The sequence below is a fragment of the Oxalicibacterium solurbis genome, assembly GCF_014635845.1.
Taxonomy (GTDB): domain Bacteria; phylum Pseudomonadota; class Gammaproteobacteria; order Burkholderiales; family Burkholderiaceae_D; genus Oxalicibacterium; species Oxalicibacterium solurbis.
Map to the genome: position 1 here is coordinate 45,076 of NZ_BMDP01000002.1, position 21,330 is coordinate 66,405.

20 protein-coding genes are annotated in these 21,330 nt (G+C 60.6%); 10 read left to right on the top strand and 10 right to left on the bottom strand.

Annotated features, from left to right (window positions below; translation table 11 throughout):
- Window positions 1–16: 16 nt before the first annotated feature.
- Both IEV40_RS05840 and ggt read right to left on the bottom strand, forming a co-directional pair.
- Window positions 17–748 (bottom strand): YoaK family protein, encoded by a 732-nt coding sequence (locus tag IEV40_RS05840; RefSeq protein ID WP_188420079.1) that lies wholly within the window; start codon window positions 746–748, stop codon window positions 17–19.
- 173 nt (window positions 749–921) lie between these two features.
- Window positions 922–2,520, bottom strand: a complete 1,599-nt coding sequence (gene ggt, locus IEV40_RS05845) for a gamma-glutamyltransferase (protein ID WP_188420080.1) — start codon at window positions 2,518–2,520, stop codon at window positions 922–924.
- A gap of 269 nt (window positions 2,521–2,789) precedes the next feature.
- On the opposite strand from ggt, the gene ugpQ reads away from it, so the two are divergent.
- The 6 genes from ugpQ to IEV40_RS05875 all read left to right on the top strand — a co-directional run bounded on the left by ugpQ (window position 2,790) and on the right by IEV40_RS05875 (window position 10,590).
- The gene (ugpQ, locus tag IEV40_RS05850) at window positions 2,790–3,560 is read left to right on the top strand and encodes a glycerophosphodiester phosphodiesterase (protein ID WP_188420081.1); all 771 of its coding nucleotides are present in this window, start codon (window positions 2,790–2,792) and stop codon (window positions 3,558–3,560) included.
- Window positions 3,561–3,724: 164 nt separating this feature from the next.
- Complete coding sequence (alaS, locus tag IEV40_RS05855) at window positions 3,725–6,334, top strand: alanine--tRNA ligase (protein WP_188420082.1); 2,610 nt, start codon at window positions 3,725–3,727, stop codon at window positions 6,332–6,334.
- Window positions 6,335–6,541: 207 nt separating this feature from the next.
- The gene (locus tag IEV40_RS05860) at window positions 6,542–6,769 is read left to right on the top strand and encodes a sulfurtransferase TusA family protein (protein WP_188420083.1); all 228 of its coding nucleotides are present in this window, start codon (window positions 6,542–6,544) and stop codon (window positions 6,767–6,769) included.
- Between the two features lie 203 nt (window positions 6,770–6,972).
- The gene (locus IEV40_RS05865; protein ID WP_188420084.1) at window positions 6,973–7,722 is read left to right on the top strand and encodes an electron transfer flavoprotein subunit beta/FixA family protein; all 750 of its coding nucleotides are present in this window, start codon (window positions 6,973–6,975) and stop codon (window positions 7,720–7,722) included.
- A gap of 10 nt (window positions 7,723–7,732) precedes the next feature.
- Entirely contained in the window at window positions 7,733–8,662 is a 930-nt protein-coding gene (locus IEV40_RS05870; protein ID WP_188420085.1) for an electron transfer flavoprotein subunit alpha/FixB family protein, read from the top strand.
- Between the two features lie 125 nt (window positions 8,663–8,787).
- Entirely contained in the window at window positions 8,788–10,590 is a 1,803-nt protein-coding gene (locus IEV40_RS05875; RefSeq protein WP_188420086.1) for an acyl-CoA dehydrogenase, read from the top strand.
- Between the two features lie 15 nt (window positions 10,591–10,605).
- On the opposite strand, the gene IEV40_RS05880 is transcribed toward IEV40_RS05875, so the two are convergent.
- Both IEV40_RS05880 and IEV40_RS05885 read right to left on the bottom strand, forming a co-directional pair.
- Window positions 10,606–10,977: a hypothetical protein gene (locus IEV40_RS05880; protein ID WP_188420087.1), complete on the bottom strand. Its 372-nt coding sequence runs from the start codon at window positions 10,975–10,977 to the stop codon at window positions 10,606–10,608.
- Entirely contained in the window at window positions 10,974–12,422 is a 1,449-nt protein-coding gene (locus IEV40_RS05885) for an ammonium transporter (protein ID WP_188420088.1), read from the bottom strand. The genes IEV40_RS05880 and IEV40_RS05885 overlap by 4 nt, the downstream gene beginning before the upstream one ends.
- A 435-nt stretch (window positions 12,423–12,857) precedes the next feature.
- Between IEV40_RS05885 and rpsP the strand changes: the two genes are divergently transcribed.
- The 4 genes from rpsP (at window position 12,858) to rplS (ending at window position 15,002) form a co-directional block, all read left to right on the top strand.
- Window positions 12,858–13,106: a 30S ribosomal protein S16 gene (rpsP, locus tag IEV40_RS05890; protein ID WP_188421052.1), complete on the top strand. Its 249-nt coding sequence runs from the start codon at window positions 12,858–12,860 to the stop codon at window positions 13,104–13,106.
- Between the two features lie 59 nt (window positions 13,107–13,165).
- Window positions 13,166–13,690: a ribosome maturation factor RimM gene (gene rimM, locus IEV40_RS05895; RefSeq protein ID WP_188420089.1), complete on the top strand. Its 525-nt coding sequence runs from the start codon at window positions 13,166–13,168 to the stop codon at window positions 13,688–13,690.
- 37 nt (window positions 13,691–13,727) lie between these two features.
- Window positions 13,728–14,480 (top strand): tRNA (guanosine(37)-N1)-methyltransferase TrmD, encoded by a 753-nt coding sequence (gene trmD / locus IEV40_RS05900; protein WP_188420090.1) that lies wholly within the window; start codon window positions 13,728–13,730, stop codon window positions 14,478–14,480.
- A 135-nt stretch (window positions 14,481–14,615) separates the two neighbouring features.
- Window positions 14,616–15,002, top strand: coding sequence for a 50S ribosomal protein L19 (gene rplS / locus IEV40_RS05905; RefSeq protein WP_188420091.1), 387 nt, complete (start codon window positions 14,616–14,618; stop codon window positions 15,000–15,002).
- A gap of 231 nt (window positions 15,003–15,233) precedes the next feature.
- Here the strand turns inward: rplS and IEV40_RS05910 are convergent, their stop codons facing one another.
- The 6 genes from IEV40_RS05910 to IEV40_RS05935 form a co-directional block, all read right to left on the bottom strand.
- Entirely contained in the window at window positions 15,234–16,643 is a 1,410-nt protein-coding gene (locus IEV40_RS05910) for a sigma 54-interacting transcriptional regulator (RefSeq protein WP_371870047.1), read from the bottom strand.
- On the bottom strand, window positions 16,643–16,987 hold the full coding sequence (locus IEV40_RS05915) for a DUF4282 domain-containing protein (RefSeq protein ID WP_188420093.1): 345 nt from the start codon (window positions 16,985–16,987) through the stop codon (window positions 16,643–16,645). Before IEV40_RS05915 ends, IEV40_RS05910 begins: the two co-directional genes overlap by 1 nt.
- A gap of 74 nt (window positions 16,988–17,061) precedes the next feature.
- The gene (locus IEV40_RS05920) at window positions 17,062–19,122 is read right to left on the bottom strand and encodes a TadG family pilus assembly protein (protein WP_268234574.1); all 2,061 of its coding nucleotides are present in this window, start codon (window positions 19,120–19,122) and stop codon (window positions 17,062–17,064) included.
- 15 nt (window positions 19,123–19,137) lie between these two features.
- On the bottom strand, window positions 19,138–19,506 hold the full coding sequence (locus IEV40_RS05925) for a DUF3613 domain-containing protein (RefSeq protein WP_188420095.1): 369 nt from the start codon (window positions 19,504–19,506) through the stop codon (window positions 19,138–19,140).
- Between the two features lie 38 nt (window positions 19,507–19,544).
- Window positions 19,545–20,366: a tetratricopeptide repeat protein gene (locus IEV40_RS05930; protein ID WP_188420096.1), complete on the bottom strand. Its 822-nt coding sequence runs from the start codon at window positions 20,364–20,366 to the stop codon at window positions 19,545–19,547.
- A gap of 1 nt (window position 20,367) precedes the next feature.
- A complete protein-coding gene (locus tag IEV40_RS05935) occupies window positions 20,368–21,309 on the bottom strand; it encodes a type II secretion system F family protein (RefSeq protein WP_229723983.1) in 942 nt (313 codons plus the stop codon).
- Window positions 21,310–21,330 lie beyond the last annotated feature (21 nt).

Sequence of the window (21,330 nt, forward strand, 5' to 3'; positions counted from 1 at the left end):
ATATCGGTGCGGGATATCAGCGCGACGAAGGATCAACGTGCGACTGCGGCGGATTTTTTTGCAGCTTCTTGATCGCGCCGCGCTCAAGGTAGCACAGGTAGAGCAGGATGCCGATCGGCACGATCAGCGCGTAGAAGTGGGCAAGCTGATAGGAAAACGCCGCCGCGACGGCACCGAAGCCGAAGGCGACCACCGGCCACAGGATCTTGATGCAGCGTTCCTTGATGCGTTCGTCGGCGGCGCCGCGCAGCCAGTCGGTGGCGTCGATGACGAGCTGGGTGACGTTGCCCGTCATCATCGCGGTGGGAGCCTGGTGCGACAGCAGCAGACGGCTGCAGGCGCTGTGCGTGCCCATCGCCAGTGCGCCGGCCATGCCGGCCAGTTCGGAATGCAGCGTGGGCACGGGGCCGATGGGCAGGGCCATGGTGCCGAGGATCATGAACAGGCACAGCAGCAGGATCTGCAGCACGTAGGCGGAAACCAGCGCATGGTGGCCGTGCTTGATGAGCGAGGCGATCTGCAGCCGGGCAACGGCCACGCCCAGAATGTAGGCAGGGAAGGCGAGGAATTTCATCAGCAGCGGGCCGCCCTGCGGTTGGGCCATTTCCGCGCCGATCAGCACGAAGTTGCCGGTGATGTGGCCGACGAACAGCCCGAACAGTGCAACGAAACCCAGCGTATCGACATAACCCGCGAGAAAACCCAGGCTGATGTTCTGGACCTTGTGACGTACTTCGCTGCGCTTCATTCATTCTCCAAATTGTTGCCGATGCCTGCATGCTACGACACGAAAGTTACGGCTGTACGAAAAAACTGCCGATCTGTTCGATACAAGATGCGTGCCGTTTTCGGAGGCTATCGCGAGTCGGTCCCTTTATTAATGTCAGCAAGTGACTTCAATAAGCAACGTTGCAAGCAACTTCAGTAACCGACAGCCTGTCCGTCGCGGCGCGGATCGCTGGCGGCGATGTAGCCGTTTTCCGTCTTCCAGATGAACTGGCCGGAGCCGAAATCCATGAAGTAGCTGTCGGCGATGTTCTCGATCTTGTGGCCGCGTGCGACCAGCGCTGCGGTCACATCCTGCGGGAACGTATCCTCAACGTCGACCGACATGCCGGCGTTGACCTTCCAGCGCGGCGCGTCGCAGGCGGCTTGCGGCTGCTGGTTGTAGGCCAGCATGCGCACCAGCGCCTGTACGTGGCCTTGCGGCTGCATGTTGCCGCCCATGACGCCGAAGCTCATCTGCGGCTGGCCGTCCTTGGTGAGGAAGCCGGGGATGATGGTGTGGAAGGGGCGCTTGCCGGGTGCGACGCAGTTCGGATGCGTGGGGCTGGTGTTGAAGCCGTGGCCGCGGTTCTGCAGGCTGATGCCGGTGCCGGGCACGACGACGCCGGAGCCGAAGCCCATGTAGTTGGACTGGATGAAGCTGACCATCATGCCGGATTCGTCGGCGGCGGTCAGGTAGATGGTGCCGCCCTTGGGCGCGCCGTACATGAAGCGCGTGGCTTTTTGCAGATCGATGAGCTTGGCGCGTTCGGCCAGGTAGCCGTCGTCCAGCAGGTCGGCGGCGGTGACCTTGGTCATGTGGCGTTCGTCAGCGACATATTTATAGACGTCGGCGAAGGCGAGCTTCATCGCTTCGATCTGCAGGTGGCGGCTTTCGACCGAATCGGCGGGGAAACGCGTGATGTCGAGCTTGTCGATGATGCCGAGCGCCATCAGCGCGGCGATGCCCTGGCCATTCGGCGGGATCTCGTGAACGGTGTGGCCGGCGTAATCCTTGCTGATCGGTTTGACCCATTCGGGCGCGAAGGCGGCAAGATCGGCTTCGGTCATTGCACCGCCGTTTTCTTTTGCATGCGCGGCCAGTGCAGCCGCCAGTTCGCCGCGGTAGAAAGCCTCGCCCTTGGTTTCGGCGATCTTCTTCAGCGATTTGGCGGCGTCGGCGAAGACGAAGTTCTCGCCGATCTGCGGCGCGCGGCCGTGCGGCATGAAGGTTTGCGCGAAGCCGGGCTGGTTTTGCAGGATGGGAATGGCGTTGGTCCATTTCTTCTGCACCACTGGCGAGACCATGTAACCGCGCGCGGCGAGGTCGATGGCCGGTTCCAGCAGATCGGCGAAGGGCAGCTTGCCGAACTTGTCGGACAGCGCGGCCCAGGCGGCGATCGCGCCCGGCACGGTGACGGCATCCCAGCCGCGTTCGGGGATCAGGTTGTTGTGCTTCTGCTTGAAGTAGTCCGGTGTCCATGCGGCCGGCGCGGTACCGGAACTGTTCAGCCCGTGCAGGCCCTTGCCGTCCCACACCAGCGCGAAGGCATCGCTGCCGAGCCCGCACGAGACCGGTTCGACCACCACCAGCGCGGCGGCGGCAGCGATCGCGGCATCGACGGCGTTGCCGCCTTTAAGCAGCATGCGCAGGCCGGCTTGCGCAGCCAGCGGCTGCGAGGTGGCGACGGTGTTGCGAGCGAACAGCGGCTGGCGGATGGACGGGTAGGGATTGCTCCAGTCGAATGCGTGCATGGGCTTTCTCGGCAGATGTTTTCGTTGAGGGACATTCTAGCGTCCCGTTGCCGCTTGTCGAGGCGTGGTCGATGCATGCGATTCATGGCCGATCCGTATTGCAACGGCGTGCGCGTCGGCTACACTGCCCGATGACATTGCGGATGTCGCTGTTGACGGCTGCCGGTGGAAAGGTAGGAGGCGGCGCAAGAGGCAATGCAAGCGACGCAAAGGCGGAACGAGGGCAGAACAAGAGTTGAACGATAGCTGAACGAAAACAGGAACCCATCATGTGGCCTTATCCGAAAATCGTCGCGCATCGCGGCGGCGGCACGCTGGCGCCGGAGAACACCATCGCGGCGATGCGTTGCGGGCTGAACCACGGTTTCCGCGCGGTGGAGTTCGACGTGATGCTGGCGAAGGATGGCGTGCCGGTCGTGATGCACGATCCGGAGTTTGGCCGCACGGTGGCGGGTGAAGGCAGCATCGCCGACTTCACCGCGCGCGAACTGGCGGCGCGCGATGCGGGCGCGTGGTTTGGCGAAGCGTTCGAAGGCGAGCCGGTGCCGACTTTCGAGCAGGTTGCCACCTTTTGCATGGGCAACGGTATCTGGATGAACATCGAGATCAAGCCGGTGCCGGGTTTCGAGGATCGCACCGGGCTGGTGGTGGCGCAAACCACACGCCGGCTGTTCGCGCACATGCTGGATCATTCGCCTGCGGCGCTGCCGCTGCTGTCGTCGTTTTCCTTCGATGCGTTGCAGGCGGCGAAGCTGGCTGCACCGGAAATTCCGCGCGGCTTTCTGGTCGACACGATCCCGGTAGACTGGCACGAACGCCTGCTGGCCCTGGGCGCGATTGCACTGCACACGAATCACAAGAACCTGACGCCGCCGCTGGCGCGTGCCGTCAAGGAAGCCGGTTTCGGCCTGTTCTGCTACACGGTCAACGATCCGGTGCGGGCGACGGAAATCCTGGCCTGGGGCGTGGACGGTTTCTGCACCGATCGCATCGACCTGATCGGGCCGCAGTTCGCCGGCGTGGCGGCGACCGTCAAATAAGCAAGGCGGAACAAGCGGAACGCAAGCGAAGCCCGATTGCCGGAAATGTGCCGGTTTTCGTGGTTTTTTCCGCATTTCCGACCCTGCCGGGTGCAGGGGCTTTGCGCGCTTATCACGTATAATTTACGGTTTCCCAGCCAACCGGCCTATCCATTTTCACGCACATGAAATCGTCCGAAATCCGCGAAAAATTCCTGAAGTTCTACGAGTCGAAAGGCCACACGGTCGTCGCCTCCAGCCCATTGGTGCCGGGCAACGATCCGACGCTGATGTTCACCAACTCGGGGATGGTGCAGTTCAAGGACGTCTTCCTCGGCACGGACAAGCGCCCCTACGTGCGCGCGACGTCGGTGCAGGCCTGCCTGCGTGCCGGCGGCAAGCACAACGATCTGGAAAACGTCGGCTACACGGCGCGCCACCATACGTTCTTCGAGATGCTGGGCAACTGGTCCTTTGGCGACTACTTCAAGCAGGAGTCGATTCAATGGGGCTGGGAGTTGCTGACGAAAGTCTACGGCCTGCCGCCGGAAAAGCTGCTGGCGACCGTCTATCACGAGGATGACGAAGCCTTCGACATCTGGACCAAGGTGATCGGCATGCCGCCGGAGCGTGTAATTCGCATCGGCGACAACAAGGGCGGCAAGTACAAGAGCGACAACTTCTGGATGATGGCCGATACGGGCCCGTGCGGCCCATGCTCGGAAATCTTCTACGACCACGGCCCGCACATCGCCGGCGGTCCTCCGGGCAGCCCGGACGAAGACGGCGACCGCTTCATCGAAATCTGGAACCACGTCTTCATGCAGTTCGACATGGCCGAGGACGGCTCGGTCAAGCCGCTGCCGGCTCCGTGCGTCGACACCGGCATGGGCCTGGAGCGTCTGGCCGCGATCCTGCAGGGCGTGCACAGCAACTACGAAATCGATACCTTCCAGGCGCTGATCAAGGCGGCTGCGCGTGAAACCAACACGACCGACCTCGACAACAATTCGCTGAAGGTCATCGCCGATCACATCCGCGCGACGGCTTTCCTGATCGCCGACGGCGTGATCCCGTCCAACGAAGGCCGCGGCTACGTGCAGCGCCGCATCGTGCGTCGCGCGATCCGTCACGGCTACAAGCTGGGCCAGAAGAAACCGTTCTTCCACAAGCTGGTGAAAGATCTGGTCGAACAGATGGGCGATGCCTATCCGAAGATCAAGGCCGATGCGGACCGCATCACCGAAGTGCTGAAGGCGGAGGAAGAACGCTTCTTCGAGACGCTGGCCAACGGCATGGAAATCCTGGATACGGCATTGGCGAACGGCGCGAAAGTGCTGCCGGGCGACGTGGCATTCAAGCTGCACGATACCTTCGGCTTCCCGCTGGACCTGTCGGCCGACATCTGCCGCGAGCGCGGTGTGACTGTCGATGAAGCCGGCTTCAGTGCGGCGATGGAAAAGCAGAAAGCCGCGGGCCGCGCCGCCGGCAAGTTCAAGATGGAGCGCGCTGTCGAATACTCGGGCGCGGGCAACGTTTTCACCGGCTACGAACATCTGGAAGAGCAGGCCACCGTGGTCGGCCTGTACTTCGAAGGTACGGCTGTCGACGAACTGAAGGAAGGCCAGAGCGGCATCGTCGTGCTGGACACGACGCCGTTCTACGCGGAAAGCGGCGGCCAGGTCGGCGACCAGGGCGTGATCGCGGCGGAAGGCGTGCAGTTCGGCGTCGAGGATACGCAGAAGATCAAGTCGGACGTCTACGGCCATCACGGCGTGCAGTCGCAGGGTACGCTGAAGGTGGGCGACAAGGTCAAGGCGGCAGTCGACGGCGCGCGCCGCGCGGCGACGATGCGCAACCACTCGGTCACGCACATCATGCACAAGGCGTTGCGCGAAGTGTTGGGCGGCCATGTGCAGCAGAAGGGTTCGCTGGTCGATGCCGACAAGACGCGCTTCGACTTCGCGCACAACGCGCCGGTCACGCATGAGCAGATTCTGGAAATCGAGAAGCGCGTCAATGCCGAGATTCTGGCGAACACCGACACGCAAGCGCGCGTGATGGATATCGAATCGGCGCAACAGACCGGCGCGGTGATGCTGTTCGGCGAGAAATACGGCGAGACCGTGCGCGTGCTGGACATCGGCACCAGCCGCGAACTGTGCGGCGGCACACACGTGTCGCGTACCGGCGATATCGGCCTGTTCAAGGTCGTCGGCGAAAGCGGTGTTGCCGCTGGCGTGCGCCGTATCGAAGCGATCACCGGCGCCAATGCGCTGGGCTATTTGCAGGATCTGGAATCGACGGTGCATAGCGCTGCAGCAACGCTGAAGTCGCCTGCGACGGAACTGCAGGCGCGTCTGGCGCAGGTGCTGGATCAGATGAAGGCGCTGGAACGCGAAGTCGGTACGCTGAAGGGCAAGCTGGCTTCGTCGCAGGGCGATGAGCTGGCGACGCAGGCAATCGACGTCAAAGGCTTGAAGGTGCTGGCCGCCAAGCTGGACGGCGCCGATGCGAAAACCTTGCGCGACACGATGGACAAGCTGAAAGACAAGTTGAAGAGCGCGGCGATCGTGCTGGCGGCAGTCGACGGCGCCAAGGTGCAGATCGCGGCCGGCGTGACGGCCGATGCAATGGGCAAGGTCAAGGCCGGTGATCTCGTCAACTTCGTCGCGCAGCAGGTCGGTGGCAAGGGCGGCGGCAAGCCGGACATGGCGATGGCGGGCGGCACCGACGCGGCCGCATTGCCGGCGGCGCTGGCTTCGGTGCAGGGCTGGGTGGCCGAACGCGTTTGAGTTGCGTTGCGCTTGTTTGTACTTCTTCGTACTCCTGAAAACGGCGGGCCGGGTGCCTGCCGTTTTTATTAATGCCGACCCGATGCGATATTGTCGCGACTGCAAGTAATTGTTAAATCGGGGACAACACGCCGGCGCAATACCGGTATCGCGTAACGATTGGGGGTAGAATCGCCCCTTTGATAGTACTGAGGTGGATGCACAACCATGGAATTCATCAAGGACCTCGATGCACGGGGTTTGAACTGTCCGCTGCCGATTCTGAAGACGAAGAAGGCGCTGGCGGAAATGGCAAGTGGGGAAGTGCTGCGCGTGCAGGCAACCGACCCCGGTTCGGTGCGCGATTTCCAGGCCTTCGCCAAACAGACCGGCAACGAGCTGGTGCAACAGGATAGAGAAGGCGACGTCTTCGTTTTCTTCATGAAGCGCAAGTAATAATCCATCGGTCATCGGTCGTTCATCGCAATACCGTGCCTGGCGTTCGCCGGCGCTTCCTCCCGCGCAGTGCGCGTTCGTTTCCTGTATTCCGTCTGCGATGTTCGCAAGGCCTGCCGTGGAGCGTGGCCGGCGAAAAGTGCGCTTCCGCTATAATCCTGCGTTGATTTTTGCAATTTGGTGACTTTTTCAAGGGAAAAGTGATGAAAGTATTGGTGCCAGTCAAACGCGTCGTCGATTACAACGTCAAGGTACGCGTCAAATCGGACCAGTCCGGCGTGGATATCGCCAACGTGAAGATGTCGATGAACCCGTTCGACGAGATCGCCGTGGAAGAGGCGGTGCGTCTGAAGGAAGCCGGCAAGGCAACGGAAATCATCGCCGTCTCGTGCGGCGTGCTGCAATCGCAGGAAACGCTGCGTACCGCGATGGCGATCGGCGCCGACCGTGCCGTCCTCGTCGAGACCGACGTCGAATTGCAGCCGCTGGCCGTGGCCAAGCTGCTGAAGGCCGTTGCCGACAAGGAACAGCCGCAGTTGATCATCCTCGGCAAGCAGGCGATCGACGACGACGCCAACCAGACCGGCCAGATGCTGGCTGCGTTGCTGGACTGGCCGCAGGCGACCTATGCGTCGAAAGTGGAAGTCGACGGCGACAAGGTGAAGGTCACGCGCGAAGTCGACGGCGGCCTGGAAACCGTGCAACTGTCGCTGCCGGCCATCGTCACCACCGATCTGCGCCTGAACGAGCCGCGCTACGTGACGCTGCCGAACATCATGAAGGCGAAGAAGAAGCAGCTGGACAATTTCAAGCCGGCCGATCTGGGTGTCGACGTGACGCCGCGCCTGAAGACGCTGAAGGTCAGCGAACCGCCGAAACGTTCGGCCGGCATCATCGTGCCGGATGTCGCCACGCTGGTCGACAAGCTGAAGAACGAAGCCAAAGTCATCTAAGGATCACATCATGACCGCACTCGTCATTGCAGAACACGACAACGCTTCCCTGAAGGGCAGCACGTTGCACACGATCACCGCAGCCGCACAATGCGGCGGTGACGTCCACGTCCTCGTCGCCGGCAACAATGCCGGTGCCGCTGCGCAAGCCGCTGCGAAAATCGCTGGCGTTGCCAAGGTCCTCATCGCAGAAGGCCCGCAGTTTGCCGACGGCCTGGCCGAGAACGTCGCTGCGCAAGCGCTGGCGCTCGCATCTAACTATTCTCATATCCTTGCGCCGGCTACCGCTTACGGCAAGAACATCCTGCCGCGCGTGGCTGCGAAGCTGGACGTCGCGCAGGTTTCCGAAATCACCAAGGTCGTCTTGCCCGATACCTTCGAGCGTCCGTTCTACGCCGGCAACGCGATTGCGACCGTGCAGTCGTCGGATGCGGTGAAAGTCATTACCGTACGGGCGACGGCATTTGACGCTGCTGCTGAAGGCGGCTCGGCGACGGTGGAGAACGTGGCGGCGGTGGCTGATTCCGGCAAATCGTCGTTCGTTTCGCGCGAGATCGCGACGTCGGCGCGTCCTGAACTGACGGCGGCCAAGGTTGTCGTCTCCGGCGGCCGCGGCCTCGGCTCGGAAGAAAACTTCAAGATCCTCGAACCGCTGGCCGACAAGCTTGGCGCGGCCATGGGTGCTTCGCGCGCGGCCGTCGATGCCGGTTTCGTGCCGAACGACTGGCAGGTCGGTCAGACCGGCAAGATCGTCGCGCCCGATCTGTATATCGCGGTCGGCATCTCCGGCGCGATCCAGCATCTGGCCGGCATGAAGGATTCGAAGACCATCGTTGCGATCAACAAGGATGCGGAAGCGCCGATCTTCTCGGTGGCCGATTACGGCATCGTCGGCGATCTGTTCGAAGTCGTGCCTGCGCTGGTGAAGGAACTGGGCTGACGTTTTAATTTGCGTTCCGTCTGGTTCGATCGAACGGGCGGGACGGCGGCGGTTGTAGTGGCTGGAGTCTTTCTGGCACACTGCAATCGTCACCGTCCCGCCCGTTTTCCATTTCAGGAGTCTGCATGAGTTATGCCGCACCGTTGAAGGACATGCTGTTCGTATTGAACGAACTGGCCGATCTGCCTGCCGTCAATGCCTTGCCCGGCTGCGAGGATGCGACGCCGGAGACGGTGGAAGCGGTGCTGGAGGAAAACGCGCGCTTCTGCGAGGAAGTCGTCGCGCCGCTGAACCGCATCGGCGACGAAAAGCCGAGCACGTGGAAAGAAGGCGAAGTGAAGACGACGCCGGGTTTCGCCGAGGCCTTCCATGCGTTTGCACAGGCAGGATGGCAGGGCGTACAGCATCCGGCTGAATTCGGTGGACAGGGTTTGCCGAAACTGGTGGCGACGCCGTGCATGGAAATGCTGAATGCGGCGAACCTGTCGTTTGCCTTGTGCCCGCTGCTGACCGATGGCGCGATCGAAGCGCTGATGACGGCGGGCTCCGAAGAGCAGAAGCAGCGCTTCCTGCCGAACTTCGTTGCCGGAAAATGGACTGGCACGATGAACCTGACCGAACCGCAGGCCGGCTCCGATCTGGCGATGGTGCGTTCGCGCGCGGAGCCGCAGGGCGACGGTACCTATCGCATTTTCGGCACGAAGATCTTCATCACCTACGGCGAGCACGACATGGCCGAGAACATCGTGCATCTGGTGCTGGCGCGATTGCCGGATGCACCAGAGGGTGTGAAGGGCATCTCGTTGTTCCTCGTGCCGAAATACCTGGTGAATGCCGACGGTTCGCTCGGCGCACGCAACGACGTGCAATGCATCTCGATCGAGCACAAGCTCGGTATCAAGGCCAGCCCGACGGCAATGCTGCAGTTCGGCGATCGCGGCGGCGCGATCGGCACGCTGGTCGGGCAGGAAAATCGCGGACTGGAAACGATGTTCGTGATGATGAACGCGGCGCGCTTCGCGGTGGGCGTGCAGGGCATCGGCGTGGCCGAGCGTGCGTATCAGAAGGCGGTGCAGTACGCGAAGGAGCGCGTGCAGTCGAAGGACCTCGAAGGTTCGGCGACGGCGGTGTCGATTATCCATCAGCCGGATGTGCGGCGCATGCTGATGTCGATGAAGGCGCAGATCGAGGCGGCACGCGCGCTGGCTTACGTGGCGGCGGCGAAAGTCGATGTCGCGCATCATCATCCGGATGCGGATGTTCGCGCAGCGAACGAAGCGGTCTACGAATACATGGTGCCGATCATCAAGGGCTGGTCCACCGAGATGGCAATCGACGTTGCCTCGACCGGCGTGCAGATCCATGGTGGCATGGGCTTCATCGAGGAAACCGGCGCCGCCCAGTTCTATCGCGATGCGCGCATTCTGACGATCTACGAAGGCACGACGGCGATCCAGGCCAACGATCTGGTCGGCCGCAAGACGGTGCGCGACGGTGGCGCGGTGGCGAAGGAAATCGTTGCCGATGTGATGCGCACGGCGAATGAATTGCTGGAAGCATCGTCGCAGGAAGGTGCAGCGGATTTCGCGGCGATTCATGCGCAGTTGACCGAAGCGGCGCAGGCATTGTCGGACGTGGCGGATTACGTCGTCGCCAACGTGCAGTCCGATATCAAGGGCGTGTTCGCCGGTAGCGTGCCGTACCTGAAGCTGGCTGGCATTGTGCTCGGTGGCTGGCAGATGGCGCGTGCGGCGTTGGCGGCGCATCGCAAGCTCGTCAGCGGCGATGGTGATGCGGCCTTTTATCGCACCAAACTGACGACGGCGCGTTTCTTCGCCGACCATTTCCTGTCACAGGCCGATGGCTATCGCAGCGCCATCGTCGGTGGCAACGCGGGCATGCTGGCGCTGGAAGAAGACCAGTTCTGACGGTTCCGGTAATGGTCAGCGCAGCCGGCCGATATAACCGCGATCGACCTCGTCGTCGGTGCCGGGCGTGGCAGCCGGTGATTGCGGCGCAGGTGCTGGCGGTGTTTCCGCCAGTCGCGACAGCAACGGCTGGCGCGGCGCCAGCACGGTGAACAGGCCGTCATCGCCAAAGAAGATCTCCTGCAGCTTTGTGCTCAGTTCGTGCAGGTCCGCATTGTCCGAACCTGCGGTCATTTCCAGCACGTAGCGGCAATAGCCAGGATCGATGCGCATGTATTCGATATCCGTCACGCGGCCGCTGTGGCGGCGCAGCGTGACGTGCAGCCGCCCCATCAGCGCGAAGGCGTGGTTTTCCTGTTCGGCGCGTGTGTGGTGTGCGTCGCTCATAGTACGTGCTCACCATGCTGTTCCAGATCGAGGCCGTCGCGCTCGGCTTCTTCCGTCACGCGCAGGCCGACCAGCGCCTTGACGATGCCGAGGATGATGGCGGTCATCACGGCGGAGAAGGCGATCGTCACGATGACGCCGAATGCCTGGTTGCCAAACGAACTTTCGGCACCGCCGATTTCCTTGACTGCAAAGACGCCGGTCAGCAACGCGCCGACGATGCCGCCGATCGCATGTACGCCGAACACGTCCAGCGAATCGTCGTAGCCGAACATGGATTTCAGCGACGTTGCGCCCCAATAACAGGCGACGCCGGCCGCCGCGCCGATCGCCAGCGCGCCGCTGATGCCGACGAAGCCGGATGCCGGCGTGATCGCGACCAGGCCCGATACTGCGCCCGACACCATGCCGAGTACCGACGGTTTGCCGCGCCGCAGCCATTCGGCGAACATCCACGCCAGCGCAGCGACCGCGGTGGCTAGTTGCGTGACCAGCATCGCCATGCCGGCGCGGCCGTCGGCGGCGACGGCGGAGCCGGCGTTGAAACCGAACCAGCCGACCCACAGCAGGCAGGCGCCGATCACGGTCAGCACCAGGTTGTGCGGCGGCATCGGTTCGCGGCCGAAGCCGGTGCGCGGGCCGATGATGACGGCGGCGATCAGGCCGGAGATGCCGGCATTGATGTGCACCACGGTGCCGCCAGCGAAATCGAGCACGCCGCGTCCGGCCAGCCAGCCGCCCGGCTCCCACACCCAGTGCGCCACCGGCGCATAGACGAATACCGACCACAGCGCCATGAAGATCAGCAGCGCCGAGAATTTCATCCGTTCCGCGAATGCGCCGGTGATCAGCGCCGGCGTGATGATGGCGAAAGTCATCTGGAACATGACGAATACGCTTTCGGGAATCGTCGGCGCAATCTCGCTGACGGTGACCTTGCCGGCTTCCTTCATGAAGGCCATGCCGTCCAGCAGCACGCGGTCCAGCCCGCCGATGTAGGGCGAGCCGGGCGTGAAGGCGAGGCTGTAGCCGATCACGACCCACAGCACGGTGACCAGGCAGGTGACGGCAAAGCTCTGTGCCATCGTTGCCAGCACGTTCTTCTTGCGCACCATGCCAGCGTAGAACAGCGCCAAGCCGGGAATCGTCATCAGCAGCACCAGCGCGGTCGAGGTCAGCATCCAGGCGGTATCGCCGGGATTGAGCTTGGCGGCATCGACCAGCGTTGGCCGGGTCAGCGGTTTCTCCTGCTGTGCAATTGGTTCGGCGACGGCCGGCGTTTCTTCGGAATCGTCGATCAGCGGCGTCGCTATGAGGGGCGGGACAGGAGTAATTGGCGTTTCCGCGACGGGCGGTGTGTCCGGCACATTCTGCGCCGATGCGATGGGGGAGAGGCTGGCGGCCAGAACGACCATTGTCAGCAATGCAACGAAACGTGTGCGCATGAAGGCTTCCTTGTTGCGATATGTTGTGTTTCATAAAAGCACTATGTGTGCCATGAAAAAAACAGAAAAACGGCGGTGAGCGGCATGCAGATATGGCGCCGGTTGCACTCCGCTTGCGCATGCGCGGTGCGGCTGCGCAACGGTGGGGCAGGAAAGTGCGAGTGCCGGGAGGCGGTGCTGGCGGCGGATTGTTGCTATTTGCTTAATGACGCGGATGGCCGGTTTGTCGGGAACAACAACACTAGTTGCCGTGCCATGCTGCTCGAAGTTGCAGTAGGGGGGGTGTACAGGCTATAATTTGCGGCTTTTCCCACGTTTCGACGGTTGGCCGATGTTTTGTCGGTTGATTGTTCAATTCGATGGGCGTCGTCGAACCCTGTGGTTATCCGAGGATTCGGCGGTTTATTGATTAAAAATCCCGATATCGGAAAAATTATGGTCGTTATTCGTTTAGCTCGTGGCGGCGCCAAAAAGCGCCCGTTCTACAACATCGTTGCAACCGATTCGCGCAACCGTCGCGATGGTCGTTTCATCGAGCGCATCGGCTTCTACAACCCGGTTGCATCGGGCAAGGAAGAAACCGTTCGCATCGCTCAAGATCGTCTGTCGTACTGGCAAGGCGTTGGCGCACAACTGTCGCCGACCGTTGCTCGCCTGGTCGAAACCGGTAAAGTCGCTGCTTGATTCAAGCAGTCGAACACAGTTAATAGCTGTTCAGGTTTGTCTGATCGGAGCCGCTCGGGATGAAAATTCCTGAAGATCTGGTGCTGGTCGGGCACATTACCGGTGCGTACGGGCTGCAAGGCTGGGTGCGCATCAGGCCGTATTCGGACGATGCCGACGCGCTGCTGAACGCACGCACGTGGTGGCTGGACAAACCGGCCATGCTGGATGTGGAAGTCATGCAGTCCCGCATGCATACCGCCGATGTGGTGGCCAAGCTGATGGGCGTGGCGGATCGCGATGCTGCCGAAGCGCTGAAAGGCGCGACAGTGCAGGTCGCACGCAGCCACTTCCCGGCATTGTCGGACAACGAATTCTATTGGATCGATCTGATCGGCCTGGAAGTCGAGAATCTGCAAGGCCAGCATCTGGGTTCCGTGCGTGATCTGATGGACAACGGTGCGCATCCGATTCTGCGTGTGACACCGACAGTCGCAACGGAAGACAAGCCGCAGGAAATGCTGATTCCCTTCGTCGAACAGTTTGTCATCACGGTCGACAAGGCTGCAAAGAAGATTACGGTGGACTGGGGATTCGATTACTGAGTCCCATGACTGGATTCCGGAGCGAGGAGTAGGCGGGATGCAATTCGATGTCGTCACGCTGTTCCCGGAAATGTTCACGGCGATCACGCAGTCGGGCATCACGCGACGCGCGTTCGAGCAAAAGAGTTGTAACTTGTCGCTGTGGAATCCGCGCGATTTCACGACCGACAAGCATCGCACCGTCGATGACCGGCCCTATGGCGGCGGTCCCGGCATGGTGATGATGGTCAAACCGCTGGAAGCAGCGGTAAAGGCAGCCAAGGCAAGACAGATTGGCGCGGAGCTGCCGGTACCGAAGGTGATTTATCTGTCGCCGCAAGGCAAGCCGCTGACACATGAACGCGTGATGCAGCTGGCAGTAGAACCCGGCCTGATATTGCTGTGCGGTCGCTACGAAGCGGTCGATCAGCGTTTTCTGGATCGTTGCGTGGACGAGGAAGTCAGCCTTGGCGATTTCGTTCTTTCCGGCGGCGAACTGCCGGCGATGGCGCTGATGGATGCGGTGATCCGCCAGCTGCCCGGTGTACTGAACGACGATGCTTCGGCAGTGGAAGACAGTTTCGTCAACGGTTTGCTGGATTGCCCGCATTACACGCGGCCTGAAGTGCATGAAGATGAAGCGGTGCCGTCGGTTCTGATGGGCGGCAACCACGCCGAGATCGAAAAGTGGCGACGCGAGCGAGCGCTGGAAGCGACCGCAAGGAAACGTCCCGACCTGATCGGCAAGGCACGCGAGGCAGGATTGCTGACGCGGGCCGACGAAAAGTTTTTGAGCAGTCTGAAGTCGTAGTAAAAAATTCGCCGTTGCGGTAATCCGTTGCGGCAATCGTGCAGGGAATCAGTCGATCCCTGCAATTTGCAAACCCCATCCTCTACCGGGCATCAGCAGCAAGCAGCGCCGGCATGATGGTTACAGGAGTAGAAAATGGATCTGATCCAGCAACTCGAGCAGGAAGAAATCGCCCGTCTCGGCAAGAACATCCCCGACTTCGCGCCGGGTGATACGGTCATCGTCAGCGTCAACGTGGTCGAAGGCACCCGCAAGCGTGCACAGGCATACGAAGGCGTCGTGATCTCGCGTCGCAACCGTGGTTTGAACTCGAACTTCATCGTTCGCAAGATCTCGTCGGGTGAAGGCGTGGAACGTACGTTCCAGCTGTACTCGCCGCTGATCGCGTCGATCGAAGTCAAGCGTCGCGGTGACGTACGTCGTGCGAAGCTGTACTACCTGCGCGACCGTTCGGGCAAATCGGCACGTATCAAGGAAAAACTGCCGAACCGCCGCAACGCTGCTGCAAAAAGCGCAGAATAATTGCTTCGGCCGGAATTGCCGGCCGAAGCAATGCCATGCGTCGGAAGCTTTCGGGCTTCCATTGAAAAACCCCGCTTCGGCGGGGTTTTTCTTTTGCGCGCGGTAACGCTCGGCATGCTGTTCTCGGATGCATTGTGCGGCCGGGAAGTGCGCAATGCATCGACGGCGAATCGGATGGATAGCGTTGTGCGTTTTCCTTCGTTTCTTCTTTTCTGCCGCCCGCAGTACGCATCACGGATCGATATCGCCTTTTGCCGCAGTCTCGCCATCGATGATCTGGAACTTGCGCATCTTTTCCCACAACACCTTGCGGCTCATCTTCAGGTGGTTGGCTGTGTCCTGCCGCCGCCAGTTGTGCGCATCGAGTGCTTCGATGATGCGCTGGCGATCGGCCATGTCCCATTTGCGACGCGTGCCGTCGTTCTCGATTTCCTGCAGTTCATCGCGAAATTCGCGCAATGCGACGAACACGCGATCAATTGCATCGCGGTCCCAGTCGCCGAACTGGCGATGGATGATCGTAATGCGTTCGGCGATGTTGCGCAGTTCGCGCACGTTGCCGACGAAGCGCGTGTTCGCAACCATGCGAATCAGCCAGTCCGGGATGGTGATCGGTGATGCCTCACCGTTCTTGTCGTTATCGGGCTGATGGCTCAGCATGCGCTGCACGATGTGCGAGAAGATAGCGATCTTGTCGGTCTCACCGCGCTCCTGCAGGCTCGGTACGCGCAGTTCGATGACTGCCATCCGGTAGTAGAGATCGGAGCGGAACATTTCCTGCCGCACCAGTTCGCGCAGATTACGATTGGTGGCGGCGACCAGACGGAAATCGACGCTGATCTCGGTAGCCGATCCCAAGCGCGTGACCTTGCTCTGTTCCAGCACGCGCAACAGTTTCACCTGCTGGTACAGCGGTAGATCTCCGATCTCGTCGAGGAACAGCGTGCCGCCGTCGGCCTGCTCGAAATAGCCCTTGTGCGCCAGCATCGCGCCGGTGAACGCACCTTTTGCATGGCCGAAGAAATGCGATTCGAACAGGCCGTCCGGAATCGCGCCGCAGTTGACGGCGACGAACGGGCCTTTGCCGTAATGACTATGTTGATCGTGCAGCAGCCGTGCGATGCGTTCCTTGCCGACGCCGGTTTCGCCGGAGATCAGCACGTTGGAATCGCAGTCGGCAAATGTTTCCGCTTCTTTCAGCAAGGCCTTCATCACGTCGGATTCGGCGATCAGCGGATCGTGTTCCTGTGCCGACTTGCCGTGAAGATGCAATTCTCCCGCCAGCGCGAAGACCTGGCGCCGCAGTTCCGCGCAGGTGAAATCCAGCATCAGAATGTGTGAATATTCGGGCGGGTAGACGCGCGAATCGTAGGCGCGCGGCGCTTCGGCGACCCAGATGACCGGCATGCCGTGCGTGCGCTGCCAATCCTGTGCATCGAAACCGGAGCTGTCGATGACGGTAACCGAGATGATGGCAATCGCCGTCGATTGCGCCACCTGTTCCGGCAGCGGCTCCATGCCGTCGGCGCGTATGACATCGACATCTGCGCTGACCAGACAGCGCGCGATGCGATCGAAAATATCGGACTTGCCTTCCCAGACGTAGATGTCGATATTTTCCTGTGGAGGCTTGTTCTTGATCATGCCGTTCCTCGATCGTCAAAAGGAGGTGCCGGCTTTTTCAGCAGAAACAATGGTGGCGGCACAGACTGTTCCTCCTCCGTCGCATCCTGCCGATGCGACAGCAGGTCGCGAATCTCGATCAGCCGCGCATGGAGGTTGAAGGCGAGTACCAGTATTTCGCTGAGCAGGCGCCACAGAAGCAGGGAAAGCAGAGTGGCACCTATCGTCAATGATATTCGTGCGTTTCCCGGTACGGAGGCATCGAGCGCATTGAACAGGATGCCGCACCCGGCGCCGATGATGGCGATGAAGCCGACCCAGTAGATCAGCCTGATCAGAAAAGGGGCGATCAGGTAGTCCATGTTGAGATAGCGGAAAAATCTGGCTGCAGAATCAGAGAATTGCATGGTCGATGCTCCGTTCACATGAAGAATGTCTAATAAACCAGTTTGACGTTTTCGCCACCGCCGCAATTCAGGTCGATCAATGTGACATCGACCTGGCCGAGCTGTGTACCGAGCAGGGTTTGCAACTGGTTGGAGAGGGCGCTGCCCAAACCATCGAGAATAGGTTGCAGCAAGTCGGTTGCCAGGCCCAAGGCGGTCAGTACGGCCTTGCTGATGGAACCCTGATTGCCCGAAAGTTGGCCGGAAAGGATGCACTGCGCATTTCCTAGACACAGAATCGGATTAAGAATATTGCCGACGACATTGAGCAGGCCATTCGCCAGATTGCTGACGGTATTCAGCAAACCAGTTAATACACTCCCCAGAGTTGCCAGCAGGCTGCTGTTTGTGTTGATGCCAGTAACGAAACTTTTAAGATCGTTGAGTGCGCCTTGTACTGTGGAGAGTGCGGTATCTAGCGTATTGCCTGTGGCGTTCAGCAGGCCGGCGGCAAGTGTGTTGTTGTTGACGCCGCCAGAGCCTTGCATCTGTACCTGTATCAAGGTCGCTCCCAGCAGCTTGGCGAGCAAGCCATCCATCAGGTTCAACAAGGTCGTACCCAGTTGCAGATCGTTTTTTCCTATCGTGAACGTTTCGCCTTTCACGAAATCATGCATATCGGTATTCGGCAGGGCATCGATGAAAAAGCTGGTGCTAATGTTTAATCCATCGTTGGCTGGTGATGGTTTTGGCAAAATCCTGAGGATGCTTTGGTTCTGCAGATTGTCGCTACAGGTCGATGTTGTCGAGAACGCGCTGCTCGCATCGAAATTGCCGACACACAATTTGAGGATGGGAGCGTCGATTGCGATGGTCGCAACGTCTTTCCCGTCTTTCTTTTTCGTGCACATGTCCACGATCGTTCCGGTTCCGTTGACGACGTCGATCGCCATCGGAATATCAGAGGAAACCAGGTTCGCATTCAGCAGATTGCTTTTGACGTGCGTGAACATTCTCACTTGGGAAGTGAACGCCTTGGTGCCGATGCCGCCGATTCCGATCGACGGTGGAGCGACGATGCCGATCTGGTTGTCGACTTCAAGCAGGCCCGGCGTGGAAAGATTCACATTGGCGGCAATGGCCGGATGCGTACTGCCGGCCAGGACAATCGCTGTCGAAAGCAGTTCCGCCGCCTTGACGTTTGCGTCCAGCGCTGCCTTGCCGTTGGCTGTGTCAATGAGGGTGAACAGGCCGCGTTCGCCTGCATCCGTCAGCAGTTTTACATTTCCGCTCTGAATGCCGAGGGCATTGATCAGGTCTTCTTGTCCACCGACGATGCTGATTGCACCTAGCAGGTCGTTCAACGGGCAAACACCGTTGCTGCATGTAGGTGAGCCCAGCGAAACGATATTCTTGATGGTGGCGACGTCGGCATTCAGCGGAATATTGAAGCCCAGGGCGGAAAGCAAGCCGCCGGTGGTGATGCGTGCATTTGCCAATCCGTCATATGATGCCAGCGTCGTGCCATTGATATCGACACCCAGCTGTGCCAGCAGCATCGGCACACTGCCATCCTTGATGCTGAGCAGCCGCGATTCGACGGAAAAAACGGCAACTGGTGCCGATGCCGTTGCGATGGCCGTGGCATTTACCTGTTGGCCGGCCCACGCACCGAAGAAGCTGCCGAATGAACGGCTGATATCGACACGAACGGCAGTCGGTTTGGGTTGACCTACCGGCGTGACGCCGCCAGCGTAAACGGAGTAGTGCGGTGCCGCTGGCACTGAGGCGGGATCCCATTTTCCGCATGAGGTGTTGATTACACCGCTGAAGCCATGTGCGATCTGTGCATTATTTTCCGCTGCGTTGAAGGCGGAGGCGCATTGGTCATCCAGTTCGGACGAGCGTGCGACTTGCTGCGCCCCCGCAATCGCTGCCATATCCGCAATCTTCTGCAGTTCCCTCTTCTGATAGAACAGGAAGCCGATATCGATCGATGCCAGCAGAATGACGACGGCAGAAATAACCAGCGCTGCCATCACAGCGATCGAACCGCGCTGATGTGGCGGTAAGGCTGGTGCCGGTTTTCCGATTGTCGGGCGTGCAGGCATATTCGTGACCTGGCTTCAGCGGCTGCTTGCCGCTTCGTCGATCTTGCTATTGAAGCTTTCCGGAATTTTGTATTTGAAACTGTCCAGATAGCGATGCCAGCTCAGGTTGCCGGTGGCGCCCAGCATCGGCAGACCGGGGCCTGCGATGCTGCCGTCGGCCTGTGCAGAAAGCAGGGCGTTGGTGGTTGTGCCGATGACGTTTGTTGACTGCTGTACCGTTTGTTGCGCCGCTTCGGCAGCGGGTACTTCGTCCGAAACCGGCTGTGCGAGGGCATAGTGGGTGCAGGCGATCAGCAGAACGGCAAGACAAAATGCCGGCAGGCGGCGCGTGGTGGCAGGGATTGCGCGTGCGGTAACGGTGCGATGCGGAAGGCGTGTCGACATGATCATTTCCTTTCCTGATACGCGTTGTTTGATGGAGATCATTGACGCAATTGCTGCATCGGTTCGAGCAACTGCCATTGCAGTTGCAATTGCATGCCGTTTTCTTGCCGGGCGGATGCCAATGTTTTGGCTGGTGCAGCTTTCGATGACGGGCCGCCATTTGCGCGGGCCTGGCGTGAAATTTCTTCCTGTGTTTCCTGTGGCAGGCCGGCCTTGTTCATCAAGTGACGTGCCTTGTCGCTTTCGCCTGCGAGCATCAGGTAGAGCGCCAGATTGCTGACGACCTTGCGGTTGTCCGGCGCGAGTTCGGCTGCCTGGATCAACGGCAGGCGGGCAGCGTCGAATTCGTCGTTCTGCAGCAGCGCGTAACCGAGATCGCTGAGCGCCGTTGCATTGATGGGATCGCGCCGTGTCGATTCTTGCAACGCGGTGACGGCAGCGGCGTAATCGCCGCGCTGTGCCGCCAACAGGCCAAGTCCACGCCACGCAGCGGCGGCTTCCGCGGTATCCAGCAGGCGGCGATATGCCTTGTCGGCTGCTTCCGTCTGGCCGGTGGCGCGCAGGGCGTCGGCTTCCAGCCGCATGATTTCTGGCGAGTCGCCATTCTGCTTGCGATAGGCATCGATGTGCGCGAGCGAGGCAAAGTACAGCGAGCGCGATTGCATCGTCTTGATCATGTCCAGATAGACCAGCTTGTTATCGGTTGCGGGTTTTTCCGGCTCAAGCTGCTGGCGCTGAATGGCGGCTTCCATGCGTTCAGTCTGATCGTTCGATGCCTTGTCGAAAGTGGAACAGGCACCGAGCAGGGATAGCGTGGCGGCGGCGATGGCGAGGCGATGGAACGGGTGGCATGCGCTCATGTCAGTGTCCTATCCTGGAGAGTGTGCGGATGATGGCGAGAAAGCCTGCGCCGCCGGTGATGATGAGCAGCGCTGGCAGCAGCGTGAGAACCATGACGCCGGTCATCTTGACGGTCAGCTTGCCGACCTTTTCCTTCATGTCGAGCTTGCGCTGTTCGCGCACGCGGTCGCTGAACTGCTGCAACGGCTGCTGCACCGCACCACCGTAGTGATCGACCTGCACGATCAGGCGTGCGATGGCGTTGATGTCGTCGTTGTTGAATACGGTGGAGAAGCGGCGCAGCGATTGTTCGCGGCTGCGGCCGTTCAGGTACTGGCGGGCGGCGATCTGCAGTTCGCGGCTGAGAACCGGCAGCGTCTTCGCGAATTCCGTTTCGATCACATGCAGGCTCTGATCGATGGACAGCCCGACGCCTTGCAGCAGGCGCAGCAGGTCGATCAGCAGCGGCAATTCTTCGGCAGCGCGGCGGCGGCGGTCGCGTGCCTTCCATTGCATCGCCCATTTCGGCCCCATGTAGCCGAGGCCGAAGCCGAAGAAGCCGCAGATCAGGAAGGATGACGTCGTGCCGTCGGCAATGAAAGTCCAGGCAAAGACCGGCAGAAGAAATCCGAGTGCCGTACGCGTGATGAAGAATAGTGTCTTGCCGCGATTGTCGTTGACGCCGCATTGATCGAGCAGCCGGCGGTCTTCCTCTGCCACCAGTTGCCGCCCGATCGGCGTATCGACCCAGTGTGCGGCATGCATGACGATGCGATCGAGCCAGTTTGTCGGCTCCGGCTCTTCATCGGTTTCCTGTTGTTCCGGATCGGGATTTTCCTGCCTGTCGATGCGGCGGTTCAGCATGCGTTCGGTACGCGTCATGTCCCATGCGCGGCGCAGCAGCACGCCGCCGATCAGCAACGCGGCAGCAGCGAAGAACAGCAACGACAGGATGAATAACATTGTGGGTTCCATGACGTGTCC